A 23,679-nucleotide genomic window follows, 5' to 3' on the forward strand; every position below is an offset into this window, starting at 1 on the left:
ATGGAGCAAGCGATGACCGCCCACCGTAAATCCAGCGGCGATACCGCCGCCAGTTTCGTTCGCCGCCACATCGGCCCGTCGGCGCGCGATGTCACCGCCATGCTCGAAACCGTCAGCGCCAGGAGCGTCGACGCGCTGATGGCGGAGACGCTGCCGGCGTCGATCCGGCAGGCCGCCCCGCTCGACCTCGGCAAGCCGCTCAGCGAGACCGAGGCGATCGCGCATATGGGCGAGCTCGCAGCCCAGAACCAGGTCTTCACCTCACTGATCGGGCAAGGCTATTCCGGCACGATCCTGCCCGCGGTGATCCAGCGCAACATTCTGGAAAACCCCGCCTGGTACACGGCCTACACGCCCTACCAGCCCGAGATCAGCCAGGGCCGGCTCGAGGCGCTGCTCAACTTCCAGACCATGATCTGCGACCTCACCGGGCTCGACGTCGCCAACGCCTCGCTGCTCGATGAAGCGACCGCCGCGGCCGAAGCGATGGCGCTCGCCGAGCGGCACTCGCAGGTGAAGGCAAAGGCCTTTTTCGTCGACAAGGACGTGCATCCGCAGACGCTGGCGGTAATGCGCACCCGCGCCGAGCCGCTCGGCTGGACTCTGATCGTCGGCGATCCCCTCGCCGACCTCGACAAGGCGGACGTGCTCGGCGCGCTGCTGCAATATCCGGGTTCTTCGGGCGCGGTGCGCGACCTCCGGCCCGCGATCGCGGCGCTGAAGGCCAAGGGCGCACTCGCCATCGTTGCCGCTGACCTGCTGGCCCTGACGCTGCTCGCCTCGCCCGGCGAGCTCGGTGCCGACATCGCGATCGGTTCGGCGCAACGCTTCGGCGTGCCGATGGGCTATGGCGGACCGCACGCGGCCTATATGGCGGTGCGCGATGCGCTGAAGCGCTCGCTGCCCGGCCGCATCGTCGGCCTCTCCGTGGATTCGCGCGCGATGCCTGCCTATCGCCTCGCGCTGCAGACCCGCGAGCAGCACATCCGCCGCGAGAAGGCGACCTCCAACATCTGCACCGCGCAGGTGCTGCTCGCCGTGATCGCCTCGATGTATGCGGTCTATCACGGTCCCGAGGGCCTGGCGCAGATCGCACGCAACGTGCATCGCCGCGCCGCCGTGCTCGCGGCGGGCCTGCGCAAGCTCGGCTTTGCGCCGAGCAGCGAAAGCTTCTTCGACACGCTGAGCGTGGACGCCGGCGCCAAGCGCGCCGAGATCATCGCGCGCGCGGCGGCCGAGAAGATCAATCTCGGCATCGGTGACGCGGCCCTGCGTATTGCGCTTGACGAGACCACGACGCAAGCGACGGTGGAAGCCGTCTGGCGCGCCTTCGGCGGCACGCTTGCCTATGCCGAGATCGACGCCACCACGCGCGAGGCGCTGCCGGTGGCTCTGAAGCGCACGACCGACTTCCTGACCCATCCGGTGTTCCACGCCCATCGCTCGGAAACCGAGATGCTGCGCTACATGCGCAAGCTCAGCGATCGCGACCTCGCGCTCGACCGCGCCATGATCCCGCTCGGCTCCTGCACGATGAAGCTGAACGCGACCACCGAGATGATGCCGCTGACCTGGCCGGAATTCGCGACGCTGCATCCGTTCGTGCCGCGCGAGCAGGCCGCCGGCTATCACGCGCTGTTCGCACGGCTGGAGAAGTGGCTGTGCGACATCACCGGCTATGACGCGATCTCGCTGCAGCCGAATTCGGGCGCACAAGGCGAATATGCCGGGCTGCTCGCGATCCGCGGCTATCATGCCGCGCGCGGAGAGACGCATCGCAAGATCTGCCTGATCCCCTCCTCCGCCCACGGCACCAACCCGGCCTCGGCCGCGATGGTCGGCATGGACGTGGTGGTGGTCGCCTGCGAGAAGAACGGCGACGTCGACGTCAACGATCTCCGCGCCAAGGCGGAGAAGCACTCGAACGACCTCGCCGCGGTCATGATCACCTATCCCTCGACGCATGGCGTGTTCGAGGAGCACATCCGCGAGATCTGCGACATCGTGCACGGCCATGGCGGCCAGGTGTATCTGGATGGCGCCAACCTCAACGCGCAGGTCGGCCTTAGCAGGCCCGGCGATTACGGTGCCGATGTCAGCCATCTCAATCTGCACAAGACCTTCTGCATCCCGCATGGCGGCGGCGGACCCGGCATGGGCCCGATCGGCGTCAAGGCGCATCTTGCGCCGTTCCTGCCAAGTCATCCTGAAAATCGTCATCCGGCGACGAGAGCCGACACACCGGTCGGCCCGGTCTCGGCCGCGCCGTTCGGCTCGGCCTCGATCCTCACCATCTCCTACATCTACATTTTGATGATGGGCGGCGAAGGATTGAAGCGCGCCACCGAGATCGCGATCCTCAATGCCAACTACATTGCCGCGCGCCTCGATGCGCACTTCCCGGTGCTCTACAAGAACGCCAGGGGCCGCGTCGCCCATGAGTGCATCGTCGATCCCAGGCCGCTGAAGACGACCTCGGGCGTCACCGTGGACGACATCGCCAAGCGCCTGATCGATTACGGCTTCCACGCTCCCACCATGAGCTTCCCGGTACCGGGCACGCTGATGATCGAGCCGACCGAGTCGGAATCCAAGGCCGAGCTGGATCGCTTTTGCGACGCCATGATCGCGATCCGCAAGGAGATCGCCGAGGTCGAAGCCGGCCGCTTCAAGATCGAGGCCTCGCCGCTGCGCCACGCCCCGCACACCGTGCACGACATCGCCGATGATGCGTGGAATCGCGCCTACACCCGCAGCGAAGGCTGCTTCCCCGCGGGCACGTCGCGCACCGACAAATATTGGTGCCCGGTCGGCCGCGTCGACAACGTCTATGGCGATCGCAATCTGGTGTGCTCGTGCCCGCCGGTGAGCGATTACGCGGAAGCCGCGGAGTAGGACGCGACGGAGGTCTCGTAGGGTGGGCAAAGCGAAGCGTGCCCACGACCTTTGCATGCGGTGAAAGATCGTGGGCACGGCGCTTACGCGCCTTTGCCCACCCTACGGCACTGAACGCTTATCTAAGGCGCGACCAACAATCGGCTTTCGCGATCCCACCGCCAGAGCCGTTCGTTGGTCAGCTCGGTCCCGCCCCACCAGCGATAGATCCGGTTGTGGCGCCACATATCGTCCTCGCGCGCAAAAATTGAACGCCCGAGCTCAGTCAGCGTGACCTTCCACTCGCTCTTGCCGAAATAGCGGGCCTCATTGTCGAATGACGGATCGCCCAACAGGACCGGCGGCGCCGAATGGGCCCCCAGTTCGAGCAAAGCATCGCGCGCTTCGCCTTCTTCGAGCACATCGCGCATCCACCACGCCTCGGTGACGCGCCTTGGGTCGGTGTGCCCGTCGTTCACAAAGTCCAGAATATCCATTTCGCTGGCACTCAGTCCCGTCACGCTGTCCGGAAGCTCTTCAAGCAACGCGATGAGCGCCGGTCGAAGTCTCGGCAGGATCATCAGATCCGTCATCAACAGGTCGAAACAGGGTTTTGGCGTTTCAGCCCGATAAGCTTGCCAGGCGCGGCTTGCCGTCACCAAATGGTTGTCGGCCACCTTGAAGGACGGCAGCTTCCATTTTGCGACAGACTCGGGAGCATAGTGCGCAACATGATCGTCCGTGTGCACCAGGCTCAGCTTCGCTGTGATCTCCTTGTATGGGCGAAGCAGGTCCAGCAACCAGACCAGCACAAGCTGATCGTTTGGTCGAGGATCGACCCATATTTCAATTGAGTCGAACTTCGCACACAGCTCGAAGAAACCGATATCGCGCGTTCCGAATCCCTCCAGCGAGCCGCGACAAGCGTCATCAAGCCAATGATCGCCGGAATTGCAGTGCTTTGCCGATCGGCGCTCCAGCCCCATCAAAAGCTGTTCCTCGGAAGGCAACTTCCTCCAGACGAAGCGTAGATAGAATCCGAGCACAACGTTCGCCAGGCCCGACTGGCGAAGCACGCTTTCGTCAAGGTGGTTCGTGGATAAAATCAAATGGGACACACTCACCTCTCAAAATTGATACGCAAGACAAGAACATTCCGAGCGAATACGTACTCATTAATCAGGCGCGATCAGTGAGAGGGCCTCGCGATCCCACCGCCAGAGCCGCTCGTTGGTCAGGTGCGAGCCGCCCCATCAGCGATCGAGCCTCGAGCTCGGCAGCGGACGGCAGCGGTCCCCAGACCAGCCGGCGCTCGATCGCAACACGAGATCGGCAAGGCCGGCGCGTTGGATGGCGCCTGCGGTGGATGCGTCTATGGTCACAATCAGGCACTTAATCGCCCCACCCCACTGTCACGCTCAACACGAAAACGGGCACTGATGACGTCGGCAACTCAACGTCCTCAGCGCCCGCTCCTCGCGAAAAACTTTCGCGTTAGGCCTTACTCTTCCGCCGGCTCGTCGCCGTCGGCGTCGCTCTCGGGCGTGCCGGCCAAAATCTGCTCGGAGATCAGGCCCGAGTTCTGGCGGATCGAGGTCTCGATCTTGGCGGTGATGTCGGGATTGGCCTTCAGGAACGCTTTCGAGTTCTCGCGGCCCTGGCCGAGGCGCTGGCTGTCATAGGAGAACCAGGCGCCGGATTTCTCGACGATGCCGGCCTTGACGCCGAGATCGAGGATCTCGCCCATCTTGGAGACGCCCTCGCCGTACATGATGTCGAACTCGACCTGCTTGAAGGGCGGCGCCAGCTTGTTCTTCACCACCTTGACGCGGGTGGTGTTGCCGACCACTTCGTCGCGCTCCTTGATCGCGCCGATGCGGCGGATGTCGAGGCGGACGGAGGCATAGAACTTCAGCGCGTTACCGCCGGTGGTGGTTTCCGGCGAGCCGTACATCACACCGATCTTCATGCGGATCTGGTTGATGAAGATCACCATGGTGTTGGACTTGTTGATCGACGCTGTGAGCTTGCGCAGCGCCTGGCTCATCAGACGCGCCTGCAGACCCGGCAGCGCATCGCCCATCTCGCCCTCGAGCTCGGCCTTCGGCACCAGTGCCGCGACCGAATCGACCACCAGAACATCCACCGCACCCGAACGCACCAGCGTGTCGCAGATTTCCAGTGCCTGCTCGCCGGTGTCGGGCTGCGAGATCAGCAGCTCGTCGATGTTGACGCCAAGCTTGCGGGCATAGACCGGGTCGAGCGCGTGCTCGGCGTCGATGAACGCGCAGATGCCGCCCTTCTTCTGCGCTTCCGCCACCGTATGCAGCGCCAGGGTGGTTTTGCCCGAGGATTCCGGCCCGTAGATCTCGACGATGCGTCCCTTGGGCAGGCCGCCGATGCCGAGCGCAATATCGAGCCCGAGCGAGCCCGAAGACACCGCCTCGATGTCCATGGACCGGTCGCTCTTGCCGAGCTTCATCACCGATCCCTTGCCGAACTGGCGCTCGATCTGAGAGAGCGCGGCAGCCAGGGCTTTACTCTTGTCCATGGAAGATCCTTCGACGATACGCAGGGCAGTGGCGGACATTGGGTCGTGCTCCTTATGACGAGGATTCGGGTGCGGGACAAACGGTTGGGCAGCGGGTCGTCGATAAAAACAACGTACCCTATCTGTTCTCTGTTCGCAATATGTTCTTTTGCAAATTTGAGGCGCTGGCCTGTTTCCGGCTTCGGTGACCTGGTTTGAATCTGGCAGTGGCTTGTTCTGGCCGACCAATAAAAACGCCGCCTGCTTCAATGATCGCAGGCGGCGGCTTTCCAGCCCCGGGTGGGTTTGCAAAACCCCGGTGCTGATTAATCTGCACAAGTTGTGCCAAGGTTTTGTGTCGCGCAACGGGACACAAGCAGGGGCGGGGTGTCCGGATCGGGACAGCACCCGGATTTGGGTACCGTCCGGTCCCCAAACTTGATTTTTGTTATGTCCCAATCTGCTTGGCGTGCCCTAAAGTCGGGAAAAACAAGCAATCGGCAGGCGCTATGCAGGACTATCAGACCCAGCTCGAAAAGCTCCGGAAGGACGCCGCGGAGTGCGCCCTCATCCGTGACCTCGCGACCGACAGGGCAAAGCAGGAGCTATTTGGTCGTCTTGCCGATCATCTGAGCGTCCTCGCCGATCAGGTGGAAGCGGCCATGCACGAGCGAAAGGTCGGGTAGCCCCGCGCGGCAAGCCTGCGATCCGTGTCCTCATCTGCCCTCGCGGGTGAAAGAAAAAGGCCCCAGCTCCGGGGTAATGGGGGGCATTGAGCTGGGGCCACCATGGTGCCCTTGGGGAAGGGCTTCGGGAAAACTTGGCAAGCTCGCGAATGTTCCTAAACGCCAAGCATCCACAAAGCGAACGCGGCGCAGAGACAAATTCCGCCCACCAGTGTCAGCGCAAGAAAGAATCGCTCCGCTCTATCCATGGCGACCTCCGCCTGGGTCGCGCCCCACGGCTCTCAACGCGGCGGCGCGGGTAAGTGTCCTATCCGTTCCGTCAAAGCGGGTGTCTTAATCAGGACAGCACTCCGCCGGCAAAGTGAGGCCGCCTATGCGGTGTGAAAGCAAAGGGCCGCCGTCCTGAGACAGCGGCCCCTCATGCTTCCGGGTTTCAATGATTCCGAACTGAAAAGGCTTTGCCAGCCCCGGACATTGCCAGTTTTTCCCGGTTAACAAATCCTTGCCACAACAAATGTGAATCGGCCGGGTCATAATTTCAAATCGCGGACTCCTGATCAGGACAGCACCGGGAGAAGAAGCTTCACCGGTCACGCTGCAGCGGTCAGCCTACGTGGCTCACTACGACCTCTGCCGCATCCACGAAGTTCTGCGGACCACTGCCAGCGTCGCGTCTGGACGATTGGGGATTTGATTGATGCGGTGTTGCCGTTGGAGCCGAACCGGCCTGTCCGAATAACGCGCAGCTTCCGCGTCATTGACCGAGACAAGAATTGACTTGAACCCTGGCCTGATCCGAACAGACTAAGCTTTACCGGGGTTTTGCATCATCCCCCTCGGGGCTGGAAAGCCGCCGCCTGCGATCATTTAAGCAGGCGGCGTTTTTGCTTTCCGAGTCCTGGCTCTCCGGGGCTGGCAAGAGCGCCAAGACGTCCATGCAAGACGTCCACGCAAGCATAGATCGAGACATCGCGCCTTAGCCTATGTGAATTCGCGGTGTCCCAATCTACCTCTGCGGGTGTCCAGGACAGCGCCCTATTCAGTGACGAGGGGGCGGCTTTTTGTCGTTCAATCCTCAAGCTGATGCCTGTTTGATTTTCCCGGATCCGCCGCATGGGCGGCCTCTTGCTTTCATCGCAACCCTGCCCGCACGGCTGCGGCGGGGTGACGCCGGAACAACCTGACATTTGTTAAGTTGCCTCTCATCAAGTCGAGAGGATCGCCGTGCCGAGAGATGAGCTGACGAGCAAAGCGGAGCGCTCCCTCGTCACCGTTGCGCTCGGCACCCTGATGCTGATCATGTGCCTCGGCACTCTGCTGTACAGATAATCGCCGACGGCCACGGCGGTCCGTGGCCTCTCATCTGCACGACTGGGTCAAGTCCGCCGGGCTTCAACCGCCGAAGTAGCAGCGCGGCTTGCGCCCCTGTTTCTTCGTATGAAGCTGACGCGCATCAAGGACGCGGGCCCGACGCGCCGTCATGATTCCGCAATCTTGCGGTAGCGAACTTTTTGCGGCCCCAGGCCTTTGATCGGGGGTGAACCGCAGCAATGGGGAGCCTTCGTCATGACGGAAAATGCGCATCAGGATGCGGCCAGGCGCAACCACCTGCTCGAGGCCGCGCATGAGGAGCTGATCAAGTTCGAGCAGAAGGAAAACGAGTTCCGCAAGAAGGATCGCGAAGAGCGTGCCGCCGAGCTGCACCTGCCCCTCCACGTGATCAACGTTCATTAAAGCGCGATGAGATTAGGATGAATCGTCATCGCGCTTTAGGTTGTTGTTTGAGCATGATCTTTTCGGAAAACCGCTGCGCACTTTTCCGGATCATGCTTTAGACCCGGCCGGACTTCCAGCCCGGCACCGCGCCTCCGAGGGATCTGCCCGGAGGCTGACCCTCCGCACATCGAGGTATCTAAATACCAGAAATAAGCCATTGATCGCGCAGCGAAATCGCTGGGCGGTCTACTGTGCATGGGGTTGTTTTCTCACTTTTTGGATCACGCGCCGGCGTCCCCTGGCGCACCCCGCCATCGCGGGAGCTCATCGACTGGACCCAACTGCAAGGCTGCATGCGGCGTTACAGCACCGCCAACAGCACCAGGCCGATCACCAACACCACGAAGCCAGCCGCCGTCGCGGCGGCGAAAGACCGCTCTACGTTATCCATGATGCCACCCCGTTCCCGGCGCGCCACGTTTCCCCCATGGCTGCACCGGGATACAGAATCTCGCCTGCGGCTGTGTCGTGAGTGGTGCGATCGGGTGACGAAATTGGGACGGGTGCGGGGCCAGTCTGGGGCTCAGCAGGACGTTGCGCTTCGGCGCCGTCGTCAGGCGCCTGTAAGGCGGCTCTCCTAGTCTTCGACGCCCGGTGGACCAACACCGGGCCTCCATACCCAGTCGACGACCCCGCTCGCCCCCGAGCGGGGTTTTCTGTTTTGCGGGGCATGCTTGCGCGCCGGCGGGCATCGCCTGTCAGGCTGTCGTAAGCTCGGCCCGCTAGGGTCGTCTGGCTATGGTGTTGCAGCCCAGCACCTCAGCCTCCAATAACCTCTTCCCCGCTTGGCTCTCCCCAAGCGGGGTTTTTTCATGCCCTCTCCTCCCGCGTCAGAAGCAGCGCGACGGCACGGATCGCGGGCGCGGCCAGCAGCACTAGGGGCAGCATCGCAGCCCATGCGAGCAGCCACGACACCATCCAGTGCCTGATGAAGAGCATCGCGCTTGCGGCGGGCAGGCTGGCGATCCCCGCCGCGATCAGCGAGGTCAGGCCGGACTGGATCACGCCGAAGACGAAATGACTGTAGCGGCGCGGAATGCCGAGCATGATGCACCCGTGTTGCTGACCGTCATCAGATCAAGCAAGGCACATGCCGCCAGCGGCATCAGAAAACCGGCCAGGCCTCGGCACGGGCGCGATCAAATGTCCGTGGTTCTCCGACCAAGAACAGAGTTCCGGAGCCGCATATGATTGCATCCGTCCGCCGCAACAATGGTTCCACAGGCTTTTGCGGAACCGACATTCTTTCGGGATTCGATTTCGTTTGTTTCGAGACGCGCGCGTTTTCCGGATTCCCGTGAACTATCTTGGGCTTACCGACAGATTTTGCTTGTCGGCGGACTATTACAACGCCCAACATGTTCGGCAGTGATGGAAGCTGGATCGTGGGGAGGTGGCCATGAATCACAGGGGCGTCGAGTTCACCGTTGCCAAGACCGCAATTCCCGGAATCTGGCAATGGCAGTTTCGCATCGGTGAGCAGCTCAAGACCGGCAAGACCGAGACCAGGATCGACCTGCTGGCGATCCGGCGGGTGCAGCTGCGCATCGATCGGGAGCTCAAGGCGATCGGGCGCGAGACTGCCTGAAGGCTGAGGACTCGGCGCGAAACCGGCGTCCCTATGCGCCGCGCCCCCATGGCTTGTCCGTAGCCGACCGGAATTGATCTGCCGGGCGTTTGGGATTGCACTGTGCGCTTCTGGCCTTGGGGGGCGGGCCACGACGCGATCGGTGCCAGCCATGCCGCTCTATTTCTTTCAAATCCGCAACGGCGTTTATTCGGGCTGCGCGGAGCAGGCGAGGGAATTTCCCGATCGCGCTGCGGCGTGGAAAGAGATGACCAGCGTCTGCGCCGACATGGCCGCAGGGATCGCCCGCAAGCTTCGCGAGAACTCCGAATGGGACATGGAGCTTCTGGACGAGGCCAAGCAGCCCGTGTTCCGCATCCGGATCGTCGCCGAGACGCTCGACTAGGTCGCGCCCCTAATCGGCGCTGGGCAGCCGGCGCATGGTGAATTCGATGTCGCCGCCGGGCAGCTCGCGCCAAGTCTCGACCACGCTCATATAGCCGGCCTTGGGGTAGCGGGCGAAGAAGGCCTGTGCCCTCGCCCGCGCCGCCGCACGCGGCAGGGTGAAGGTCTCGCGCAGATAGCCGTCGCCGCTGCCCGCGACCGGCCTGTCGCCGATCTTGCGCCGGCGCGCCATCCGCTCGGCGAGATCCCGCGGACGATCGGCCATGATCTGCCCTCCTCTACGCAACACCAGCCAACAATGTAGGGGCTGGGCCGGCGAAAGAGGAGTCCCGCACCGAAGGCGTCAGCCGCCTCCGATCGGGCCCAAGGGATCAATTCAAGGGATCAATTCAAGCGATCAATTCGCGCTCGTGCCGGACTTCTTCTTCGGCGCGCTGGTTGCCGCCGATGCCTTCGGCGCGGCCGGCTGTTTCGGCGGATCCGAGCGCATGCCGCCCCAAGGGTCGTTGGACGCCTTGGCGTCCGGAATCTTCTTCAGCGTTTCCTTGTAGGCCTTGTCACGCTCGGCTTCGGCGGCCTTCTCCTCGGGCGTCTTGCTCGGGCCGTCCTGCAGCAGATTGAGATTGGGCATTTGCGCGTAGGCCGGTCCCGCCAGCACGGCCAGCAGCACCGCCGCCATACGGAAAAGCTTCATCATGCACTCCTTGATCTTCCACATGGGTGCGGATCAACCGCGCCCTGTCATCCCTGTCAACAGCCCGCTCGGGGCCGCATCTCGCGCTAGAGCTGATCCGATCGGCACGATTTCGGCGCGTGCAGCCAGTCGTCCCAGATCGGGCCGCACCGGGTGCAGCCGTTCAGCACCAGGCCAAGCGCCACCAGCGAAAACACGAGGACACACCGACGCAACATCGTCCACCCACTCCCAAGCGAGCTATCATATCGGGCCAAGTCGGGCATTTTCAAGCCGGCGGGGCCGGTGCGGGACCGGGTGACTTTGCCGCGCCGATCCGCGCAGAATGACCGAAACATCCGGCAACACAGGAGGAAACGACAGCAATGCCATCGCAGCCAGAAGCCGAGTTCGGCATCAATGTTGCCAGACGCATTCTCGGCGAGGTCTTCGCGCCCTGGGTCCAGGATCTCAACCTCTCGGTCGAGCATATCGAGCACACCCCGCCGCCGGATGCGCCGGACTGGCAGCCGGGCGCGCTGCTGCGCATGCCGTTCTCGGAGCGGCTGTGCCGCAACGGCGGCGTGGTCTGCGGCCAGGCGCTGATGGCGCTCGCCGACACCGCGATGGTGATCGCGAACCTCGCCGCCAACCGCGGCTATCGTCCGATGACGACGGTCGACCAGACCACGCATTTCATGCGCGCGGTCGCTTCCTCGGACGTGATCGCCGACGCGCGCGTGGTGCGGCTCGGACGCACCATGAGTTTTGGCCGCGTCACCCTGCTCTCGGCCGCCGACAACAAGCAGGTGGCGATGGTGTCGAGTGCGTTCGCGATGCTGCCGGGCTGAGCATCATTCCAAAAGAAGAGAGCCGCGTGAGCGCAAGGCGCACCGCGGCTCTCATGATCGTATCGAAGCGAAAGACCGAAGCGCGATGCGATCACGCCCCGGTCGGCACGCTTCAGAAAATTACTTGCCGAGAATTTCGTCGGCCGCCGTGACGACGCTGACGGTCGGATTCTTTCCGCAATAGGCACCGAACTTCTTGGCGTTCTCGATGAACACCTCGGTGTCGATGATCGCGTTGTCCTCGTCGCCCTTGTACCAGCCGTCCATCCAGGTCAGCACGACCGCGATGTTGTCCTCGCCGCTCTCGAGGAATTGCTTGCAGGTCATGGTCGAGAGGTCCCACTTGACGGCGTGGGCGGGCATCGACGTCAGCGAGAGCGCCGCGGCGAACAGGATCGAAAGCGTGGTCTTCATCGGAATCTCCATCGGCGCGTAACGCCATAAATGAAAGGTTTGTGGAACAAGTCGGCAGGAAGTGGACTCACCGCTCCAACGTCGTAAACGAAGTCTGAAGCGATGCACAAGTAGCGCCAGTATTGAGTTTAGATCAACGCAATTTCTAAGCATTACTTTACAAGCGTCATTATGGATTAATGCCGATGATCGAGAAGCGTACAACGCAGCGTCACCGGGTTTTCAAGGGTGGGATGATCACCTTTGAAAACAGCGGTGTAGCGTGCACCGTACGAAACATGTCTGAAGGCGGCGCGGCGATCGACCTTGATGCGGCTGTCACACTGCCGCAATCATTCACACTCTCGATCACGCGCGACAATTTCGCGCGAAATTGCCGTGAAGTTTGGCGCAGCGACAAGCGTATCGGACTGGCTTTCGTACAGTAGTCCATAACGTGTGAATGACCGTTCGCATCGCGCGCGCGATGCGGCGCTATACTCGTCTCGCACGACGATGGCGACGCCGGCGCACGCCTGCGATCACAAGCACCACGATCGCGAGCGCGATCGCCGACGACACGCTGACGAATCGTCCACCCGGACGATCGATCGTGCGCGACCATAGCGAGGGTGCTTCGCCCGGCCGCGCCAGGCGGAATGCAACGACACTGTCGCCGATCGAGGTGCCGCCTTCGGAATGGCCGCCGGCGCCGATTGCGACATATTGCTCGCCCTTCCAGAGATAGGTCATGGGATTGGCGACGCCGGGCACCGGCAGCCGACCCTGCCACAGCTCGCGTCCGCTGCGCGCATCGAACGCGCGCAGATAGGCATCCATCGCACCGGTGAAGACGAGACCACCCGCGGTGACCGCGAGCCCGTTGACGAGCGGCGTGCCCCAGGGCAGCGGCAGGCCGAGCGGCGCCAGATCCTCGGTGGTGCCGACCGTCGAGCGCCAGAGGATTTTTCCGCCCTTGAGATCGACCGCAACCATCTCGCCCCAGGGCGGCTTGTTGCAGAGCAAGCCGAGCGGCGACATCACCACCGCACGCGACATCGCGAACGGCGCGCCGCGTTGCCGGCCGAAATCATGACCGGGCGGCGGATTGAATCCGGCAGCCTCCGCGCGCGGGATCAGCTTGATGAGATGAACGGCGCGGCTGGTGTTGGCATAAAGGATCTCACCAGTCGGATCGAACGCCGCGCCGCCCCAGTTCACACCGCCGCCGGTGAAGGGAAACTCCAGCGTGCCCTGAACTGAAGGCGGCGTGAACAGGCCCTCGTTGCGCGCGTCCGCGAACTTGAGCTCGCAGGACGAGCAGCGCAGACCAGGGAGTAGTGAGAGCGCATCATCGGTCGAGATTGTCTGCGACGTCAGTACAGGCACATGCGTCGGGAATGGCTGCGTCGGCGACAGTATCTCGCCTTCCGCGCCGCCCTGCGGCACCGCGCGCTCTTCCACCGGCCACACCGGTTTGCCGGTGTCGCGATCGAGCACGAACACAAAACCCTGCTTGGTCGGCTGGATCACGACGTCGCGTTGGCCCTCGCCGGTGTCGAGACGCGTCAGCGTGGGCTGCGCCGGCAGATCGTAGTCCCAGACGTCGTGATGCACGGTCTGGAACGCCCATACGAGCTCACCGGTCTCGATGCGAAGCGCAACCACCGAATTGGCGTGCTCGTTGTTGCCCGGCCGCTTGCCGCCCCAGAAATCCGGCGACGGCGAGGTGGTCGGCAGGAAAACGAGCCCGCGTGCCTCGTCGACCGACATCGGGGCCCAGACATTGGCATGACCGGCCTCGATGCCGTCTCGCTTGAGCGGCTCGAACGTCCAGCGCGCCTCACCGGTGCGCGCGTCGAACGCGCGTACCTTCCCGCTCGGCGCATCGACGCGGCTGTTGTCGCCGATCGACGAGCCGACCACGACGACACCGCGGCCGACCGCAGGTGGCGAGGTGATCTGGAATTCGCCGGGCCAATCCAGCCGCATGCCGATGTCGAGCTTGATCTCGCCGCCCTTGCCGAAATCGGCACAGGGGATTCCCATCTTCGCATCGAGCGCGATCAGGCGGACATCATTGGTGCCCATGAAGACGCGCGATCGGCAGACGGCATCCTGCGGCGCCTTGTCATCGATCCAGTATGTGACACCACGGCAGACATAGCGGTTCGCGGGACGCTGATTGGTCGCGATTTTGGGATCGTAACGCCACTTCTGCGCGCCTGTGCCGGGATCGAGCGCAATCACCTCGTTGAAGGGAGAGCAGAAGATCAGGCTGTCCTCGACGAGGAGCGGCGTCGCCTCGAATTTGGTTCGCCGCATCACCTCCGGCGCGCGCGCGGTGAGATCGCCGGTGCGATATTCGAACGCGCGGACCAGTTGGCCGACATTGTCGGGCGTGATCTGTCGCAACGGCGAGAAGCGCGAGCCGCCGGCATCGCCGCCCCAACTCTCCCACGCCGAGCACGGCCGTACCGTAATGAACAGCAACGCAACGAACGCGGCCGCAATGCGCAGACCGGTCCGCAACGCCGCCTCGCTCTATTTCGGTTTCTTGGCGGGCTCGCTTGGGCGGGCCCCGCTCCACGGATCGTATTTCTCCTTGGGCTCGGGAATGCGCTCGAGCGCAGCCTTGTAGGCCTTTTCGTCGACCTTGGGCGTGTTGTCAGCCTTCGGCGCATTGCCCTGGCGCTTGCTGCCGGCCCCCATCTGCGCATGGGCCGATCCGCCCGCCAGCACCAGCACGGCCGCCGCTATGACCAAAACCCTCATTCGCGCAATCCCCCTCGTCTGGGGCACAAACTAGCCTGCAATCCCGTAATAGCAAATGCCGTGGGTCCCAAGTCTCAGCAAAACTTATCTTCAGCAAATGTTGATCGGCCCGGACTTCGCCGGATCGCATTCGTGCCTATCTGTTGGCCCGCAGGGGACCTTCACGGATGTTGCGGATCATTTCTCATGCGGCGCTGCTGGCCGGCGCGCTCGCGCTCGGTGGCTGCGGCTTTGCCGACAGCCGCGCCCCGGTGCCCGAGTTCATGCGCATGAAGGAAGCCGAGCAGCCGCGGCCAGAGCCGCCCCCCGACGTCAAACGCCTGGTACGCGAGCAGATCGATGTCGTCTTCCTGAACACGTCCAATCCACGCGAGATTCACGTCGCTGCGCCGCATCACGAGGTGCGAGGACCGGGCTGGACCGCCTGCGTCCGCGCGCAACTCACCTCGGCAACCGGCTCTTCGCTCGGCGCCCAGACCTATATCGTGACCATCAACGGCGGAAAGGTGGTCGATCGCCGACGGGCGGAAGCGGACGACATCTGCGGGACCGAGACCTACGAGCCGATCTAGGAACAGGTCTCGCCGTCAGCTCTGTGTAAGGGGCCGCACGCTATCGCCCGGCGGCAGCTTCGGTCGTTTCCGGACATGGTCATCGGATCGGACTGGCACGGCGAAACCGCCGCCGCTATAGCGGCCTCATGCCCGACTTCGCCGCGAGCTATGAAGCCCTTCGCCGCCGTGACGCCACAATGGATGGCGTCGTCTTCGTCGCGGTCAAGACGACGGGGATTTATTGCCGCCCGGTCTGTCCTGCGAAAACACCTCTCGCGCGCAACGTCAAATTCTTTCGCAGCGCAGCCGCAGCCGAGCAGGACGGCTTCCGCCCCTGTCTCCGATGCCGTCCTGAAACGGCGCCGTTTTGTCCGGCCTGGAAGGGGACCAGAACCACGGTCGAGCGCGCGCTGGCCCTGATTGAGGCCGGAGAGCTCGATCGGGGTGGCGTGGAACGGCTGGCCGAACTTTTGGGAATCGGTCCGCGCCATCTGACGCGCCTGTTTGCCCGACACCTCGAAGCATCACCGCTGCAAGTTGCGTTGCCACTGCGCATGCAGCGTGCCAAGCGGCTGCTCGATTCGAGCGATCTTCCGATCGAGGCCGTCGCAGAGCGCTCCGGCTTTTCGAGCACGCGACGCATGAGGATCGCCTTCACACAGCTCTATGGCCGTCCGCCCTCGGCATTTCGCGGGAAGACTGCAGGACGAAAATTCAAAAACGGGTGAGCAAAGGGACACCGCGATGGAGATCAGAACCTATGGAACCGTCGATGCCGAACGACAGAAAAACATGAGCGGACTGGAGTTCGTCCAAGGCCTCGCGAGCGGAACGCTGCCCCTCAACACGATCGCACAGACCCTCGGCTATGAAGTCGTGACTGCGGAGAGTGGCCGCGTCCTCGTCGCGCTCGTGCCGACTGGCGCCCATCTCAACCCGGCAGGCACGGTGCATGGCGGTCTCACGGCGACCTTGCTCGACAGTTGCATGGGGCTGGCGATCCAGTCGACGCTCGACAATGGGATTGGCCAGACCACGCTCGAGTTCAAGATCTCGCTGTTGCGGCCGATCACGCCGGAAACCGGTCCGATCATCGCCGAGGGCAAGGTCCTGAATTGCGGCCGTCGCGTCGGAACAGCCGACGGACGCGCGACAGATGCCAAGGGCCGACTGCTCGCCCACGGCACAACCACGTGCCTCATATTTCCGACCTGACATGGAAGGGAACGCCCGCCCCAAAAAGGGTGTCAGTTCCGGGAAAATCCCGCATTCCGGCCGGAACGATCCCCGCCTCCCTTTCTTGTTACCGCCGAGGGCAGTTTCGGAGGAGGACAGGATGAGGACGTTAACGATTGCACTGCTGGCCGGCGTCGGGGCCCTCGCTGCGGCGAGCGGCGCAAAGGCCACCGATATCTACACGACCAGCGAATACGCCAACCCCGAGCTCGTTCAGGAAGTCCGGCTGGTCTGCGATGACGCCGGCAATTGCTATCGCAGCCGCGGCGGCTCGCGCGTGATCGTGCGCGACTCCTACGCGACCATGCCGCGCGACCGCTACTACGAGCGCCGCACCTATCGCGACTGGGATGATGGTCCGCGCGGCGGCGTCGGCATTCGCGCGCCCGGTGTCAGCGTCGGTATCGGCGACCGCTGGTAATCGATGAAGCCATGACAGGCAGGACCGGACGAGACAGTTCGTCCGGTCCTGCCCATGTCCGGTTTCAAGCGTCAGGTTTCAAGCGGATCGGCCGGTGTGACAATGCCGGTCGACGACGGAAGCCGTGCGATGAAACGCGCGAGCACCATGCCGGCGCACATCGCGGCGACGAAGATGAAGGCCGAGATCGAACCGAATCCGAGCGCGGTCAGTGCCGGTCCCGGACAGAAGCCTGCCAATCCCCAGCCGATGCCGAAGATGGCGGGGCCGACGATGATTTTCGGATCGATGTCTGTTCGCGTCGGAACATAGAAGCGTTCGGCGAAGAATGGTCGTGCGAGCTTCAGGACGCGTTTGAAGCCGATGAAGGTCACAGCGACCGCACCCGCCATCACGAAGGCAAGGCTCGCGTCCCATGTGCCCGCGGCGATGCCGCCGACATCCAGAAAATTCAGCACCTTTGCCGGGTTAGACATGCCCGAGATGATGAGGCCGAGGCCGAAGACCAGGCCGATCGCGAATTGAACGAGGATTGCCATCGTCGTCAGCTCCAGTGGCGCATTACGAAGACGGTCGCGACGCCCGTCGCCATGAAAACGACGGTCGCGACCAGCGAGCGCACCGACAGCCGCGACAGGCCACAGACGCCATGGCCGGACGTGCAGCCGTTGCCCCACACCGAACCAAAACCCGTGAGCAATCCGGCCACGATCATCACCGGCGTCGTCGCAGCGATGGTTTGCGCCGGCAGGCTTCCAGTGACGAGGCGGACCAATATCGGCGCGGCGATGAGGCCTGCGACGAAGGCAAGCCGGCCGGCGAATTGGCTGTCCTCGTAAGGTGGAAACAGCCGAGCAGCGATGCCGCTGACGCCGGCAATCCGCCCGGTGGTCCACATCAGGAGCACGGCGGATAGACCGATCAACGCCCCGCCGAAGAGCGAAGCAACCGGTGTGAAAGATGTAGCGATCATCATGATCCTCCGGGTCGAGAACGATCTTCGCGCATCCATCGAGCCGGCCGGCGGCGTCGCGCCCGTATGCTCAATGAGACGTTAACAATACCACTCGAATTGATGCGGCGTCCCAACGGTATCTTCCAATCTTTGCGCTAAGCATGCCCTCTGAACGGGGACGACGGGACGTGGTCGACATCGCGCACCAGGCAGCGATCAATCCGGCATCGAAGGATGCCGCGACGGCGCGTGCGCGCGTCCCGCTGACATCCATCGACCCCGGCCAATGGCGCGCGCTGGCACAGCGCGCGACCGAGCCGAACGGATATTACCTGCCCGCCTGGGAGCTTGCCGTCAGCGCCACCGCGCGCGGGCGCAACGATGCTTCGGCACTTGCGGCATTCAGCGGCTCTTCGGCGCGGCTGATCGGGCTGATGCCCGTGATCTCGCTCTGGCGCGCCCTGAAGATCCCCCTGCCCGCGCTGGTCAGCGCGCATCCCTATGGCACCCTCTGCAGCCCGCTGATCGACCGCGACGCCGCGACCGAGGCGGCCACGCGCCTGTTGCAGCAGGCGCGCAAGTCCGGCGCGCATGCGCTGGTGCTGAACGACGTTGCGCTCGACGGCGCTGCGATGAGTACGATCAAACAAGTTCTGAGCCACGACGGTTTGAAGCCGCGCGTGCTGTCCTCCTACATCCGCGCCAGCCTCGATGCGACGCAGGATGGCGAGACGCTGCTGCGCGACGCACTCGGCACCAAGAAGCTCAAGGAGCTGCGCCGTCAGCGCCATCGCCTCGCAGAGCACGGCCCTGTCGTCTTCGACGTCGCGCGCAAGCCGGACGAGATCAGGCCGGCGCTCGAAACATTCCTGCAGCTCGAAGCCAGCGGCTGGAAGGGCAAGCGCGGCACGGCGCTGGTCCAGCATGCCGGCGATGCGACCTTCATCCGTCGCGCGGTGCCGGCGCTGGCAGAGACTGCGCAATGCGAGATCGTCACGCTCCGCGCCGGCACGACGCCGGTGGCGGCCGGCATCGTGCTGCGTCATCAGGACCGCGCCTTCTTCTTCAAGCTCGGCATCGACGAACGCTTCGCCAAATATTCGCCGGGCGTGCAGCTCACGCTCGACCTCACCCGTCACCTCTGCGCCGATCCCGCCATTGCCAGCGCGGATTCCACGGCAAGCGCGGATCATCCCATGATCAACCCGATCTGGCGGGGGCGCTTTGCGATCGGTGATGTCTTGATCCCGCTGCGGCGGAATGACCCGGTCGTCGCGCTGATTCACGCAGCACTGGCCGGCTTCAACGTCGCGCACGAGGGCGCGCGACGCGTGGTCCATCTGCTCCGCAAATGAGCGAAGTTACTCCGCCGCCTGCGCGTTGATCTCTTCCGAGACTTGGCGGATGGCACGGGCGAGCAGGTTCGGGTCCTGCGCACCGGAGACAGCGTATTTCTGCGCGAAGACGTAGGTCGGCACGCCGGAAATGCCCTTCTGGGCGGCTTCCTGCGCGTCGGCCGAAACGCGCGCGACATCCTCGTCGGTGGCGAGGCGCTTGCGCACGTCGCCGGCATCGAGGCCGACGTCGGCGGCCGCCTGCACCAGCACGTTCACATCGGTGAGATCGCCGCCGTCGCGGAAGTACAGCTCCATCAGGCGCTGCTTCATCTCGGGCGCCTTGCCGATCGCCTCGGCCCACAGGATCAGGCGATGGCAGTCGGTCGTGTTGGGCTGGCGCGCGACCAGCTCGGGCTTGTAGATGAGGCCTTCCTCGCTCGCGGCGGCGACGACGCGGCCGGCAATGCCCTTATAGGCCTCGACCGAGCCGAACTTGGTCGTGAGGTAGTCCTCGCGGCTGATGCCTTCGCGCGGCACCCAGGGATTGAGGAAGAAGGGACGGAAATTCAGTTTCACTGGGACATCAGGAACGAGCGCCAGCGCGCTCTCGATCCGGTGCTTGCCGATATAGCACCACGGGCACACCACGTCGGAGACGACATCGATCTGGAGCGGTTTTAGGGTGCTCATGAGCGCCTCCTTCGGGCGGTGCGGGTTCGCCCCAAGATAAGCCGAACCCGCTCCGTGGCAAGGCCGCTAGGACATGGTTGCGGCCATCTGCCTGAGCCGCTCGGCGGTGCGCTCATCGGCCGGAAAGAAGGTCTCCAGCGCCAGCTCGGACAGGGTGATGTCCACGGGCGTACCGAACACCATGGTGGTGGAGAAGAAACTTAGTATCTCTCCGTCCAGGCGCAGCTTGAAGGGGATGGCGACATTGTCGCTCGACAGCGGCGCCGAGCGCGCCGGAATGGGATAGCTCTTGAGGTCGTGATAGAGCTTGATCAGTTCCGGATCGGCGGTGGCTTCGCATTGCCGGTGCAACCGCTCAAGCAGATGCCCACACCATTCCGCGAGATTGACGGTGCGCGGCGCCAGCCCCTCGGGATGAAAGGCGAGCCGGAGCACGTTGAAGGGCTGGCCGAGCAGCCGCTGCGGGACGCCCTCGAGCAACGGCGCCACCATGCGGTTGGCGGAGACCAGGTTCCAGTGCCGGTCATAGGCTAGCGCCGGATTGGGCTCGTGCGCCCTAAGGACGAGGTCGATCGCCTGACGGGCTGATTTCAAGGCGGGATCCTCCAGCGGGCGCTGCGGAAAGGCCGGCGCGTAACCGGCGGCGACCAGCAGCACGTTGCGTTCGCGCAAGGGCACGTCGAGGCGCTCGGCGAGCCGCAGCACCATGTCGCGCGAGGGCGCGGCACGGCCGGTCTCGACGAAGCTCAGATGCCGCGCGGAGATCTCCGCCTCGCCCGCGAGATCGAGCTGGCTCATGCGGCGGCGCTGCCGCCATTCGCGCAAATGATCGCCGATATGGACCGGCTGGCTGCGCTCGGTGGGGGCCGTGGATGCATGTGCGCTCATGGTCAAAAACCTAGCATGCAGATTTCGGCCCTTCCATTACCCGCGAGGTAATCGAATTGGGCCTCGCCCGCGCGCATCTTCGGTCGCAACAGGAGATGACCATGATCGCGCTGCTGCTCTACCGGACCATCGCAGACAACGTCCTGCCCTGGGCCGCCACGCTGGCGACCCGGATGCTGGCGCGCAGCCTCAACATGCCCGAGCCGCTGGTGCATTCGACCGGCGACTACGTCGTCGCGCAGGTCACGGCTTTCGAGCACAGCGTCGCCAGGGGCCTCTGCCCGTACCGCCTCGCCCGCCTGCTTCGCGCCTGGTGGCGCGGACTGCATTGAGTTTCACCCTAGCCAAGGAGACTTCAGATGATCGACGCATCCACCTTCCTCCGCCGCGCGCTGCTTGCCGACGCCATCTTCAGCGGCATCGCCGCCCTCGGCTTCATCTTGGGCGCCGGCGCGTTTGCCTCGCTGTTCAACCTGCCCGAAGCGCTGCTGCGGGAGACCGGCCTGTTCCTGATCGCCTACACCGCGCTGGTCGGCTGGCTTGCCTCACGGGCGTCAGTGGCAAAGCCGCTCGTGCTGCTGGTGGTGATCGGCAACGCAGCCTGGACGGTCGGCAGCATCGCGCTGCTGCTCTCGGGCGCGGTCTCGCCGAATCTCGCCGGCGAGCTCATGGTGGTTACGCAGGCGATTGCGACCGGTGTGTTTGCGGAGCTGCAATATGTGGGATTGCGGAAGAGCGGGCGTGGGTGGTGGCGTGAGGCCGCATCACGCGCTGTCGTCGCCCGGCCTTGTGCGCAATTGCGCACTGGACCGGGCGACCCATTATTCCAGACGTCAGTGATCGAATCGAGAAGCCGCGGCGTACTGGATGCCCCTTCGCGGGGCATGACACCGTGGCTAACGGCTACGCCCGCGCGCGGGCCTTGCTGAACGCGTGACCGTTGAGCTTCTTCTTTTTGGCGCCCTTGGCGCCCGCCTTCTGCGCCTTGCGCTCGCTGCGCGCCTTCACCTTGGCGCGCTCGGCGCGGGCTTCGGCACGCTGCTTCTTGCGCTTGTTCTCGCAGGAGGGACACTTGCAGCCGATCGGCTTCAGATAGGCTTTGAAGTAGTCGGTGCCGTAATCGTAATTGATCTCGTCGCCGGGCTCGATGTTCTTGATGGCGCGGATGAAGACCTTGCGCTCGCGCGGCCGGACGTCGGACTCGGCGTTGGGGCGGCAGGAATGGTTGATGTAGCGGGCGAGATTCTTGCGCACCGAGCCGTCGATGGTCCAGCGGCCGTTGAGCTCGAACAGATATTTGTTCTCGATCTCGTCATGCGCCGGAATGCGCGAGTCCAGGATCGGTCCGAAATAGCGGATGATCCTTGTGCCCTTCTTGATCGGCATGGTGGCGAAGAGGCCAAGGCCGGTCTTGGAACGGCCGACACGATAAGCTTTGCGGGAAGCGATGATGGGCATGATCGAATGAGGTGACGCGAACGAGGCGCGCTAAGCGCGGGCGGAAGCCGCCCTTCTAGAACGATTCCGCGCCGCTGTCAGGTCAATCCCGCCCTTGTTTGAACCTTGCCCACAATGAAGACGTCTGATGGAAGGAGTTCCCGCGACATCAAGGCGTCATGATGAACCGTATCCGCATAAGCCTGGCCATCCTGATGAGCTGCATCGCCCTGAACGGCGCCAGCGCCCAATCCATGGGCAGCAGCTACACCTCCACCGCACCGAAGGATTGCCGCCAGATCGGCAAGCCCAGCGATCTCGACGGCAGCACGACGCGAGTCTGCCCGGGCAAGGCTGGCCTCGTCGTGCTGATCGCCGAGGATGATCTCCGCGAAATCGTCTCGGTCGGCAGCAGCCGCAAGGCTGCCGCAGAGGAACCGGCGGCGAAGGTCTGGTTCGGCCCGTTCAATTCCTCCGAGACCACCGTCGAATGGCGCAACGCGGGCGCAAAGCCCTTTGCGATGATCCAGCGCTGGCACATCGCCGACAACAACGATCCCGACAAGCGGGGACGTCCCAACACCAAGGCGATGCTGGTGGTGACGCGGCTGCCGCCGGGCCCGGTCTGCCATGTCGCCTATGTCGATACCATCGCCAACCCCAACGCCAATGAGCTCGCGCGCAAGGCGGCCGACGATTTTGCCCGCAGCTTCGCTTGCGACAAGGACGAGGTGAAGATCATCGGCACACGCGGCCGCGCGGTTGAGCTCGCGACAATGCGCTAAGACTTTCCCGGCCGATCAGGGACCCGGGAGCTTGCCCGTGATCGGCGCCGTCAACATCGCCTCGAGCAGCCGTTCGGCCGTCGTGCCTTCGGGCAGCCGTCCCAGAATGTCCTCGAGCCGTCCGTCGAGCAGCAGCATGGTGAAGCCGTGCACCATCGACCACGCGCGCGCGATCGCTGCGCCCTGGTTCAGCGTCAGCGCATCGCCGCTGATCTGCTCCTGCCGCATCATGCCGACGGCATTGGCGAGCCCGGCGAAGGACGCCTCCGCCGCCTCGTGCAGCGAGGGCCTGGAATAATCGAGCCGCTCGGTGCGGAACATGATGCCGTACATGCCGGGATGGGCCTGCGCGTAGGCGACATAGGCCTTCGGCCGCGCCAGCGCACGCTCGAGCGGCGTGGTGGCGGCGTCGCAGGACGAGGCCATCGCCGTGTTGAACTGACGGAAGCCGACCGCCGCGAGCTCGCTGAGCAGGCCGGTGAGATCGCCGAAATGATGGGTCGGCGCGGCATGCGAGACGCCCGCCTCGCGCGCCACCGCGCGCAATGTCAGGCCGGCAAGCCCCTCACGCTCCAGCACCCGCTCGGCGGCCTGGAGCAGCGCCTCGCGCAATGCGCCGTGATGATACGGCGTCTCCGTCTTCGCGCTTGCCGGACGGCGCGCGGCGCGCGCACCGGTTGCCGGCGGCGTCTTCCTCGGGGTGCGCACAGCGCGCGCGGTTTCGGTCCTGGTTTCACTCTTGCCCATGGACCCATGCTATATGACGCAATATTGACAGTGTAAAGATTTCGCTTGACCAGCGCGACAAACCACTCTATGTCATCTTTACGATGTAAAGATAGGGAG

Annotated in this window: 29 protein-coding genes and 1 pseudogene; 15 read left to right on the forward strand and 15 right to left on the reverse strand. The window is 64.0% G+C overall.

Annotated elements, in window-relative coordinates; all coding sequences use genetic code 11:
* Window positions 1-12 precede the first annotated feature (12 nt).
* A complete protein-coding gene (gene gcvP / locus RAD16_RS30985) occupies window positions 13-2,895 on the forward strand; it encodes an aminomethyl-transferring glycine dehydrogenase (protein WP_458161615.1) in 2,883 nt (960 codons plus the stop codon).
* Between the two features lie 122 nt (window positions 2,896-3,017).
* Here gcvP and RAD16_RS30990 read toward each other — a convergent pair whose 3' ends face one another.
* Window positions 3,018-3,992, reverse strand: coding sequence for a hypothetical protein (locus RAD16_RS30990; protein WP_458161616.1), 975 nt, complete (start codon window positions 3,990-3,992; stop codon window positions 3,018-3,020).
* Between the two features lie 383 nt (window positions 3,993-4,375).
* Complete coding sequence (gene recA / locus RAD16_RS30995; RefSeq protein WP_458161617.1) at window positions 4,376-5,464, reverse strand: recombinase RecA; 1,089 nt, start codon at window positions 5,462-5,464, stop codon at window positions 4,376-4,378.
* 449 nt (window positions 5,465-5,913) lie between these two features.
* Here recA and RAD16_RS31000 point away from each other — a divergent pair, with 449 nt between their 5' ends.
* Both RAD16_RS31000 and RAD16_RS31005 read left to right on the forward strand, forming a co-directional pair.
* Window positions 5,914-6,090, forward strand: a complete 177-nt coding sequence (locus RAD16_RS31000; RefSeq protein WP_458161618.1) for a hypothetical protein — start codon at window positions 5,914-5,916, stop codon at window positions 6,088-6,090.
* Window positions 6,091-7,656: 1,566 nt separating this feature from the next.
* Window positions 7,657-7,824 carry a hypothetical protein gene (locus RAD16_RS31005; protein ID WP_458161619.1) on the forward strand — a complete coding sequence of 56 codons (168 nt, stop codon included), beginning with the start codon at window positions 7,657-7,659 and terminating at the stop codon, window positions 7,822-7,824.
* A gap of 852 nt (window positions 7,825-8,676) precedes the next feature.
* Here RAD16_RS31005 and RAD16_RS31010 read toward each other — a convergent pair.
* Window positions 8,677-8,913 (reverse strand): DUF2798 domain-containing protein, encoded by a 237-nt coding sequence (locus tag RAD16_RS31010; protein WP_458161620.1) that lies wholly within the window; start codon window positions 8,911-8,913, stop codon window positions 8,677-8,679.
* Between the two features lie 352 nt (window positions 8,914-9,265).
* Here RAD16_RS31010 and RAD16_RS31015 point away from each other — a divergent pair, with 352 nt between their 5' ends.
* Together RAD16_RS31015 and RAD16_RS31020 are read left to right on the forward strand one after the other, a co-directional pair.
* Window positions 9,266-9,454 (forward strand): hypothetical protein, encoded by a 189-nt coding sequence (locus RAD16_RS31015; protein ID WP_458161621.1) that lies wholly within the window; start codon window positions 9,266-9,268, stop codon window positions 9,452-9,454.
* Between the two features lie 151 nt (window positions 9,455-9,605).
* Complete coding sequence (locus RAD16_RS31020; RefSeq protein WP_458161622.1) at window positions 9,606-9,839, forward strand: DUF6894 family protein; 234 nt, start codon at window positions 9,606-9,608, stop codon at window positions 9,837-9,839.
* 9 nt (window positions 9,840-9,848) lie between these two features.
* On the opposite strand, the gene RAD16_RS31025 is transcribed toward RAD16_RS31020, so the two are convergent.
* The 3 genes from RAD16_RS31025 to RAD16_RS31035 all read right to left on the reverse strand — a co-directional run bounded on the left by RAD16_RS31025 (window position 9,849) and on the right by RAD16_RS31035 (window position 10,750).
* Window positions 9,849-10,103: a hypothetical protein gene (locus tag RAD16_RS31025; protein ID WP_458161623.1), complete on the reverse strand. Its 255-nt coding sequence runs from the start codon at window positions 10,101-10,103 to the stop codon at window positions 9,849-9,851.
* 132 nt (window positions 10,104-10,235) lie between these two features.
* Window positions 10,236-10,532, reverse strand: a complete 297-nt coding sequence (locus RAD16_RS31030) for a hypothetical protein (protein WP_458161624.1) — start codon at window positions 10,530-10,532, stop codon at window positions 10,236-10,238.
* A gap of 86 nt (window positions 10,533-10,618) precedes the next feature.
* Window positions 10,619-10,750 carry a peptidylprolyl isomerase gene (locus tag RAD16_RS31035; RefSeq protein ID WP_458161625.1) on the reverse strand — a complete coding sequence of 44 codons (132 nt, stop codon included), beginning with the start codon at window positions 10,748-10,750 and terminating at the stop codon, window positions 10,619-10,621.
* A gap of 147 nt (window positions 10,751-10,897) precedes the next feature.
* Between RAD16_RS31035 and RAD16_RS31040 the strand changes: the two genes are divergently transcribed.
* Entirely contained in the window at window positions 10,898-11,362 is a 465-nt protein-coding gene (locus tag RAD16_RS31040) for a PaaI family thioesterase (protein ID WP_458161626.1), read from the forward strand.
* A gap of 120 nt (window positions 11,363-11,482) precedes the next feature.
* Here the strand turns inward: RAD16_RS31040 and RAD16_RS31045 are convergent, their stop codons facing one another.
* Entirely contained in the window at window positions 11,483-11,776 is a 294-nt protein-coding gene (locus tag RAD16_RS31045; RefSeq protein WP_165425184.1) for an HdeA family protein, read from the reverse strand.
* 185 nt (window positions 11,777-11,961) lie between these two features.
* On the opposite strand from RAD16_RS31045, the gene RAD16_RS31050 reads away from it, so the two are divergent.
* Window positions 11,962-12,204 carry a PilZ domain-containing protein gene (locus RAD16_RS31050; protein ID WP_458161627.1) on the forward strand — a complete coding sequence of 81 codons (243 nt, stop codon included), beginning with the start codon at window positions 11,962-11,964 and terminating at the stop codon, window positions 12,202-12,204.
* Between the two features lie 46 nt (window positions 12,205-12,250).
* Here RAD16_RS31050 and RAD16_RS31055 read toward each other — a convergent pair whose 3' ends face one another.
* Together RAD16_RS31055 and RAD16_RS31060 are read right to left on the reverse strand one after the other, a co-directional pair.
* Window positions 12,251-14,287, reverse strand: coding sequence for a pyrroloquinoline quinone-dependent dehydrogenase (locus RAD16_RS31055; RefSeq protein WP_458161628.1), 2,037 nt, complete (start codon window positions 14,285-14,287; stop codon window positions 12,251-12,253).
* Between the two features lie 12 nt (window positions 14,288-14,299).
* Window positions 14,300-14,530, reverse strand: coding sequence for a hypothetical protein (locus tag RAD16_RS31060; protein ID WP_458161629.1), 231 nt, complete (start codon window positions 14,528-14,530; stop codon window positions 14,300-14,302).
* Window positions 14,531-14,697: 167 nt separating this feature from the next.
* On the opposite strand from RAD16_RS31060, the gene RAD16_RS31065 reads away from it, so the two are divergent.
* The 4 genes from RAD16_RS31065 to RAD16_RS31080 all read left to right on the forward strand — a co-directional run bounded on the left by RAD16_RS31065 (window position 14,698) and on the right by RAD16_RS31080 (window position 16,741).
* Window positions 14,698-15,102 carry a hypothetical protein gene (locus RAD16_RS31065; protein WP_458161630.1) on the forward strand — a complete coding sequence of 135 codons (405 nt, stop codon included), beginning with the start codon at window positions 14,698-14,700 and terminating at the stop codon, window positions 15,100-15,102.
* 128 nt (window positions 15,103-15,230) lie between these two features.
* A complete protein-coding gene (locus RAD16_RS31070; RefSeq protein WP_458161631.1) occupies window positions 15,231-15,812 on the forward strand; it encodes a bifunctional transcriptional activator/DNA repair enzyme AdaA in 582 nt (193 codons plus the stop codon).
* A 16-nt stretch (window positions 15,813-15,828) separates the two neighbouring features.
* A complete protein-coding gene (locus tag RAD16_RS31075; RefSeq protein ID WP_458161632.1) occupies window positions 15,829-16,299 on the forward strand; it encodes a PaaI family thioesterase in 471 nt (156 codons plus the stop codon).
* A gap of 121 nt (window positions 16,300-16,420) precedes the next feature.
* Window positions 16,421-16,741 carry a hypothetical protein gene (locus RAD16_RS31080; protein ID WP_458161633.1) on the forward strand — a complete coding sequence of 107 codons (321 nt, stop codon included), beginning with the start codon at window positions 16,421-16,423 and terminating at the stop codon, window positions 16,739-16,741.
* A 71-nt stretch (window positions 16,742-16,812) separates the two neighbouring features.
* Here the strand turns inward: RAD16_RS31080 and RAD16_RS31085 are convergent, their stop codons facing one another.
* Both RAD16_RS31085 and RAD16_RS31090 read right to left on the reverse strand, forming a co-directional pair.
* Window positions 16,813-17,280, reverse strand: a complete 468-nt coding sequence (locus tag RAD16_RS31085) for a DUF6691 family protein (protein ID WP_458161634.1) — start codon at window positions 17,278-17,280, stop codon at window positions 16,813-16,815.
* Between the two features lie 5 nt (window positions 17,281-17,285).
* Window positions 17,286-17,714, reverse strand: coding sequence for a YeeE/YedE family protein (locus RAD16_RS31090; RefSeq protein ID WP_458161635.1), 429 nt, complete (start codon window positions 17,712-17,714; stop codon window positions 17,286-17,288).
* A 170-nt stretch (window positions 17,715-17,884) separates the two neighbouring features.
* Here RAD16_RS31090 and RAD16_RS31095 point away from each other — a divergent pair, with 170 nt between their 5' ends.
* A complete protein-coding gene (locus RAD16_RS31095) occupies window positions 17,885-19,051 on the forward strand; it encodes a GNAT family N-acetyltransferase (RefSeq protein WP_458161636.1) in 1,167 nt (388 codons plus the stop codon).
* Window positions 19,052-19,057: 6 nt separating this feature from the next.
* On the opposite strand, the gene RAD16_RS31100 is transcribed toward RAD16_RS31095, so the two are convergent.
* Window positions 19,058-19,723 carry a DsbA family oxidoreductase gene (locus RAD16_RS31100; protein ID WP_458161637.1) on the reverse strand — a complete coding sequence of 222 codons (666 nt, stop codon included), beginning with the start codon at window positions 19,721-19,723 and terminating at the stop codon, window positions 19,058-19,060.
* Window positions 19,724-19,789: 66 nt separating this feature from the next.
* On the reverse strand, window positions 19,790-20,611 hold the full coding sequence (locus RAD16_RS31105) for a helix-turn-helix domain-containing protein (protein WP_458161638.1): 822 nt from the start codon (window positions 20,609-20,611) through the stop codon (window positions 19,790-19,792).
* A gap of 101 nt (window positions 20,612-20,712) precedes the next feature.
* Between RAD16_RS31105 and RAD16_RS31110 the strand changes: the two genes are divergently transcribed.
* On the forward strand, window positions 20,713-20,943 hold the full coding sequence (locus tag RAD16_RS31110) for a hypothetical protein (protein ID WP_458161664.1): 231 nt from the start codon (window positions 20,713-20,715) through the stop codon (window positions 20,941-20,943).
* Between the two features lie 27 nt (window positions 20,944-20,970).
* Window positions 20,971-21,351: pseudogene (locus RAD16_RS31115) on the forward strand (hypothetical protein); the annotation flags it as partial.
* A 163-nt stretch (window positions 21,352-21,514) separates the two neighbouring features.
* On the opposite strand, the gene RAD16_RS31120 reads toward RAD16_RS31115, so the two are convergent.
* Window positions 21,515-22,069, reverse strand: coding sequence for an SET domain-containing protein (locus RAD16_RS31120; RefSeq protein WP_458161639.1), 555 nt, complete (start codon window positions 22,067-22,069; stop codon window positions 21,515-21,517).
* Window positions 22,070-22,230: 161 nt separating this feature from the next.
* Between RAD16_RS31120 and RAD16_RS31125 the strand changes: the two genes are divergently transcribed.
* The gene (locus tag RAD16_RS31125) at window positions 22,231-22,833 is read left to right on the forward strand and encodes a hypothetical protein (protein WP_458161665.1); all 603 of its coding nucleotides are present in this window, start codon (window positions 22,231-22,233) and stop codon (window positions 22,831-22,833) included.
* 15 nt (window positions 22,834-22,848) lie between these two features.
* Here RAD16_RS31125 and RAD16_RS31130 read toward each other — a convergent pair whose 3' ends face one another.
* On the reverse strand, window positions 22,849-23,580 hold the full coding sequence (locus tag RAD16_RS31130) for a TetR/AcrR family transcriptional regulator (RefSeq protein ID WP_458161640.1): 732 nt from the start codon (window positions 23,578-23,580) through the stop codon (window positions 22,849-22,851).
* Window positions 23,581-23,679 lie beyond the last annotated feature (99 nt).

The organism is Bradyrhizobium sp. 18BD (assembly GCF_054185225.1).

Bases quoted from the DNA above. Each gene is read 5' to 3' on its own strand.
- RAD16_RS31060 (WP_458161629.1), bottom strand. From the start codon at position 14,530: ATGAGGGTTTTGGTCATAGCGGCGGCCGTGCTGGTGCTGGCGGGCGGA.
- RAD16_RS31130 (WP_458161640.1), bottom strand. From the start codon at position 23,580: ATGGGCAAGAGTGAAACCAGGACCGAAACCGCGCGCGCTGTGCGCACC.
- RAD16_RS31090 (WP_458161635.1), bottom strand. From the start codon at position 17,714: ATGATCGCTACATCTTTCACACCGGTTGCTTCGCTCTTCGGCGGGGCG.
- RAD16_RS31100 (WP_458161637.1), bottom strand. From the start codon at position 19,723: ATGAGCACCCTAAAACCGCTCCAGATCGATGTCGTCTCCGACGTGGTG.
- RAD16_RS31035 (WP_458161625.1), bottom strand. From the start codon at position 10,750: ATGTTGCGTCGGTGTGTCCTCGTGTTTTCGCTGGTGGCGCTTGGCCTG.
- RAD16_RS31080 (WP_458161633.1), top strand. From the start codon at position 16,421: ATGAGGACGTTAACGATTGCACTGCTGGCCGGCGTCGGGGCCCTCGCT.
- RAD16_RS31125 (WP_458161665.1), top strand. From the start codon at position 22,231: ATGAACCGTATCCGCATAAGCCTGGCCATCCTGATGAGCTGCATCGCC.
- gcvP (WP_458161615.1), top strand. From the start codon at position 13: ATGACCGCCCACCGTAAATCCAGCGGCGATACCGCCGCCAGTTTCGTT.
- RAD16_RS31120 (WP_458161639.1), bottom strand. From the start codon at position 22,069: ATGCCCATCATCGCTTCCCGCAAAGCTTATCGTGTCGGCCGTTCCAAG.
- RAD16_RS31025 (WP_458161623.1), bottom strand. From the start codon at position 10,103: ATGGCCGATCGTCCGCGGGATCTCGCCGAGCGGATGGCGCGCCGGCGC.
- recA (WP_458161617.1), bottom strand. From the start codon at position 5,464: ATGTCCGCCACTGCCCTGCGTATCGTCGAAGGATCTTCCATGGACAAG.
- RAD16_RS31010 (WP_458161620.1), bottom strand. From the start codon at position 8,913: ATGCTCGGCATTCCGCGCCGCTACAGTCATTTCGTCTTCGGCGTGATC.
- RAD16_RS31030 (WP_458161624.1), bottom strand. From the start codon at position 10,532: ATGAAGCTTTTCCGTATGGCGGCGGTGCTGCTGGCCGTGCTGGCGGGA.
- RAD16_RS31105 (WP_458161638.1), bottom strand. From the start codon at position 20,611: ATGAGCGCACATGCATCCACGGCCCCCACCGAGCGCAGCCAGCCGGTC.
- RAD16_RS31075 (WP_458161632.1), top strand. From the start codon at position 15,829: ATGGAGATCAGAACCTATGGAACCGTCGATGCCGAACGACAGAAAAAC.
- RAD16_RS31050 (WP_458161627.1), top strand. From the start codon at position 11,962: ATGATCGAGAAGCGTACAACGCAGCGTCACCGGGTTTTCAAGGGTGGG.
- RAD16_RS31015 (WP_458161621.1), top strand. From the start codon at position 9,266: ATGAATCACAGGGGCGTCGAGTTCACCGTTGCCAAGACCGCAATTCCC.
- RAD16_RS31085 (WP_458161634.1), bottom strand. From the start codon at position 17,280: ATGGCAATCCTCGTTCAATTCGCGATCGGCCTGGTCTTCGGCCTCGGC.
- RAD16_RS31065 (WP_458161630.1), top strand. From the start codon at position 14,698: ATGTTGCGGATCATTTCTCATGCGGCGCTGCTGGCCGGCGCGCTCGCG.
- RAD16_RS31045 (WP_165425184.1), bottom strand. From the start codon at position 11,776: ATGAAGACCACGCTTTCGATCCTGTTCGCCGCGGCGCTCTCGCTGACG.
- RAD16_RS31070 (WP_458161631.1), top strand. From the start codon at position 15,231: ATGCCCGACTTCGCCGCGAGCTATGAAGCCCTTCGCCGCCGTGACGCC.
- RAD16_RS31020 (WP_458161622.1), top strand. From the start codon at position 9,606: ATGCCGCTCTATTTCTTTCAAATCCGCAACGGCGTTTATTCGGGCTGC.
- RAD16_RS31040 (WP_458161626.1), top strand. From the start codon at position 10,898: ATGCCATCGCAGCCAGAAGCCGAGTTCGGCATCAATGTTGCCAGACGC.
- RAD16_RS31110 (WP_458161664.1), top strand. From the start codon at position 20,713: ATGATCGCGCTGCTGCTCTACCGGACCATCGCAGACAACGTCCTGCCC.
- RAD16_RS31000 (WP_458161618.1), top strand. From the start codon at position 5,914: ATGCAGGACTATCAGACCCAGCTCGAAAAGCTCCGGAAGGACGCCGCG.
- RAD16_RS31005 (WP_458161619.1), top strand. From the start codon at position 7,657: ATGACGGAAAATGCGCATCAGGATGCGGCCAGGCGCAACCACCTGCTC.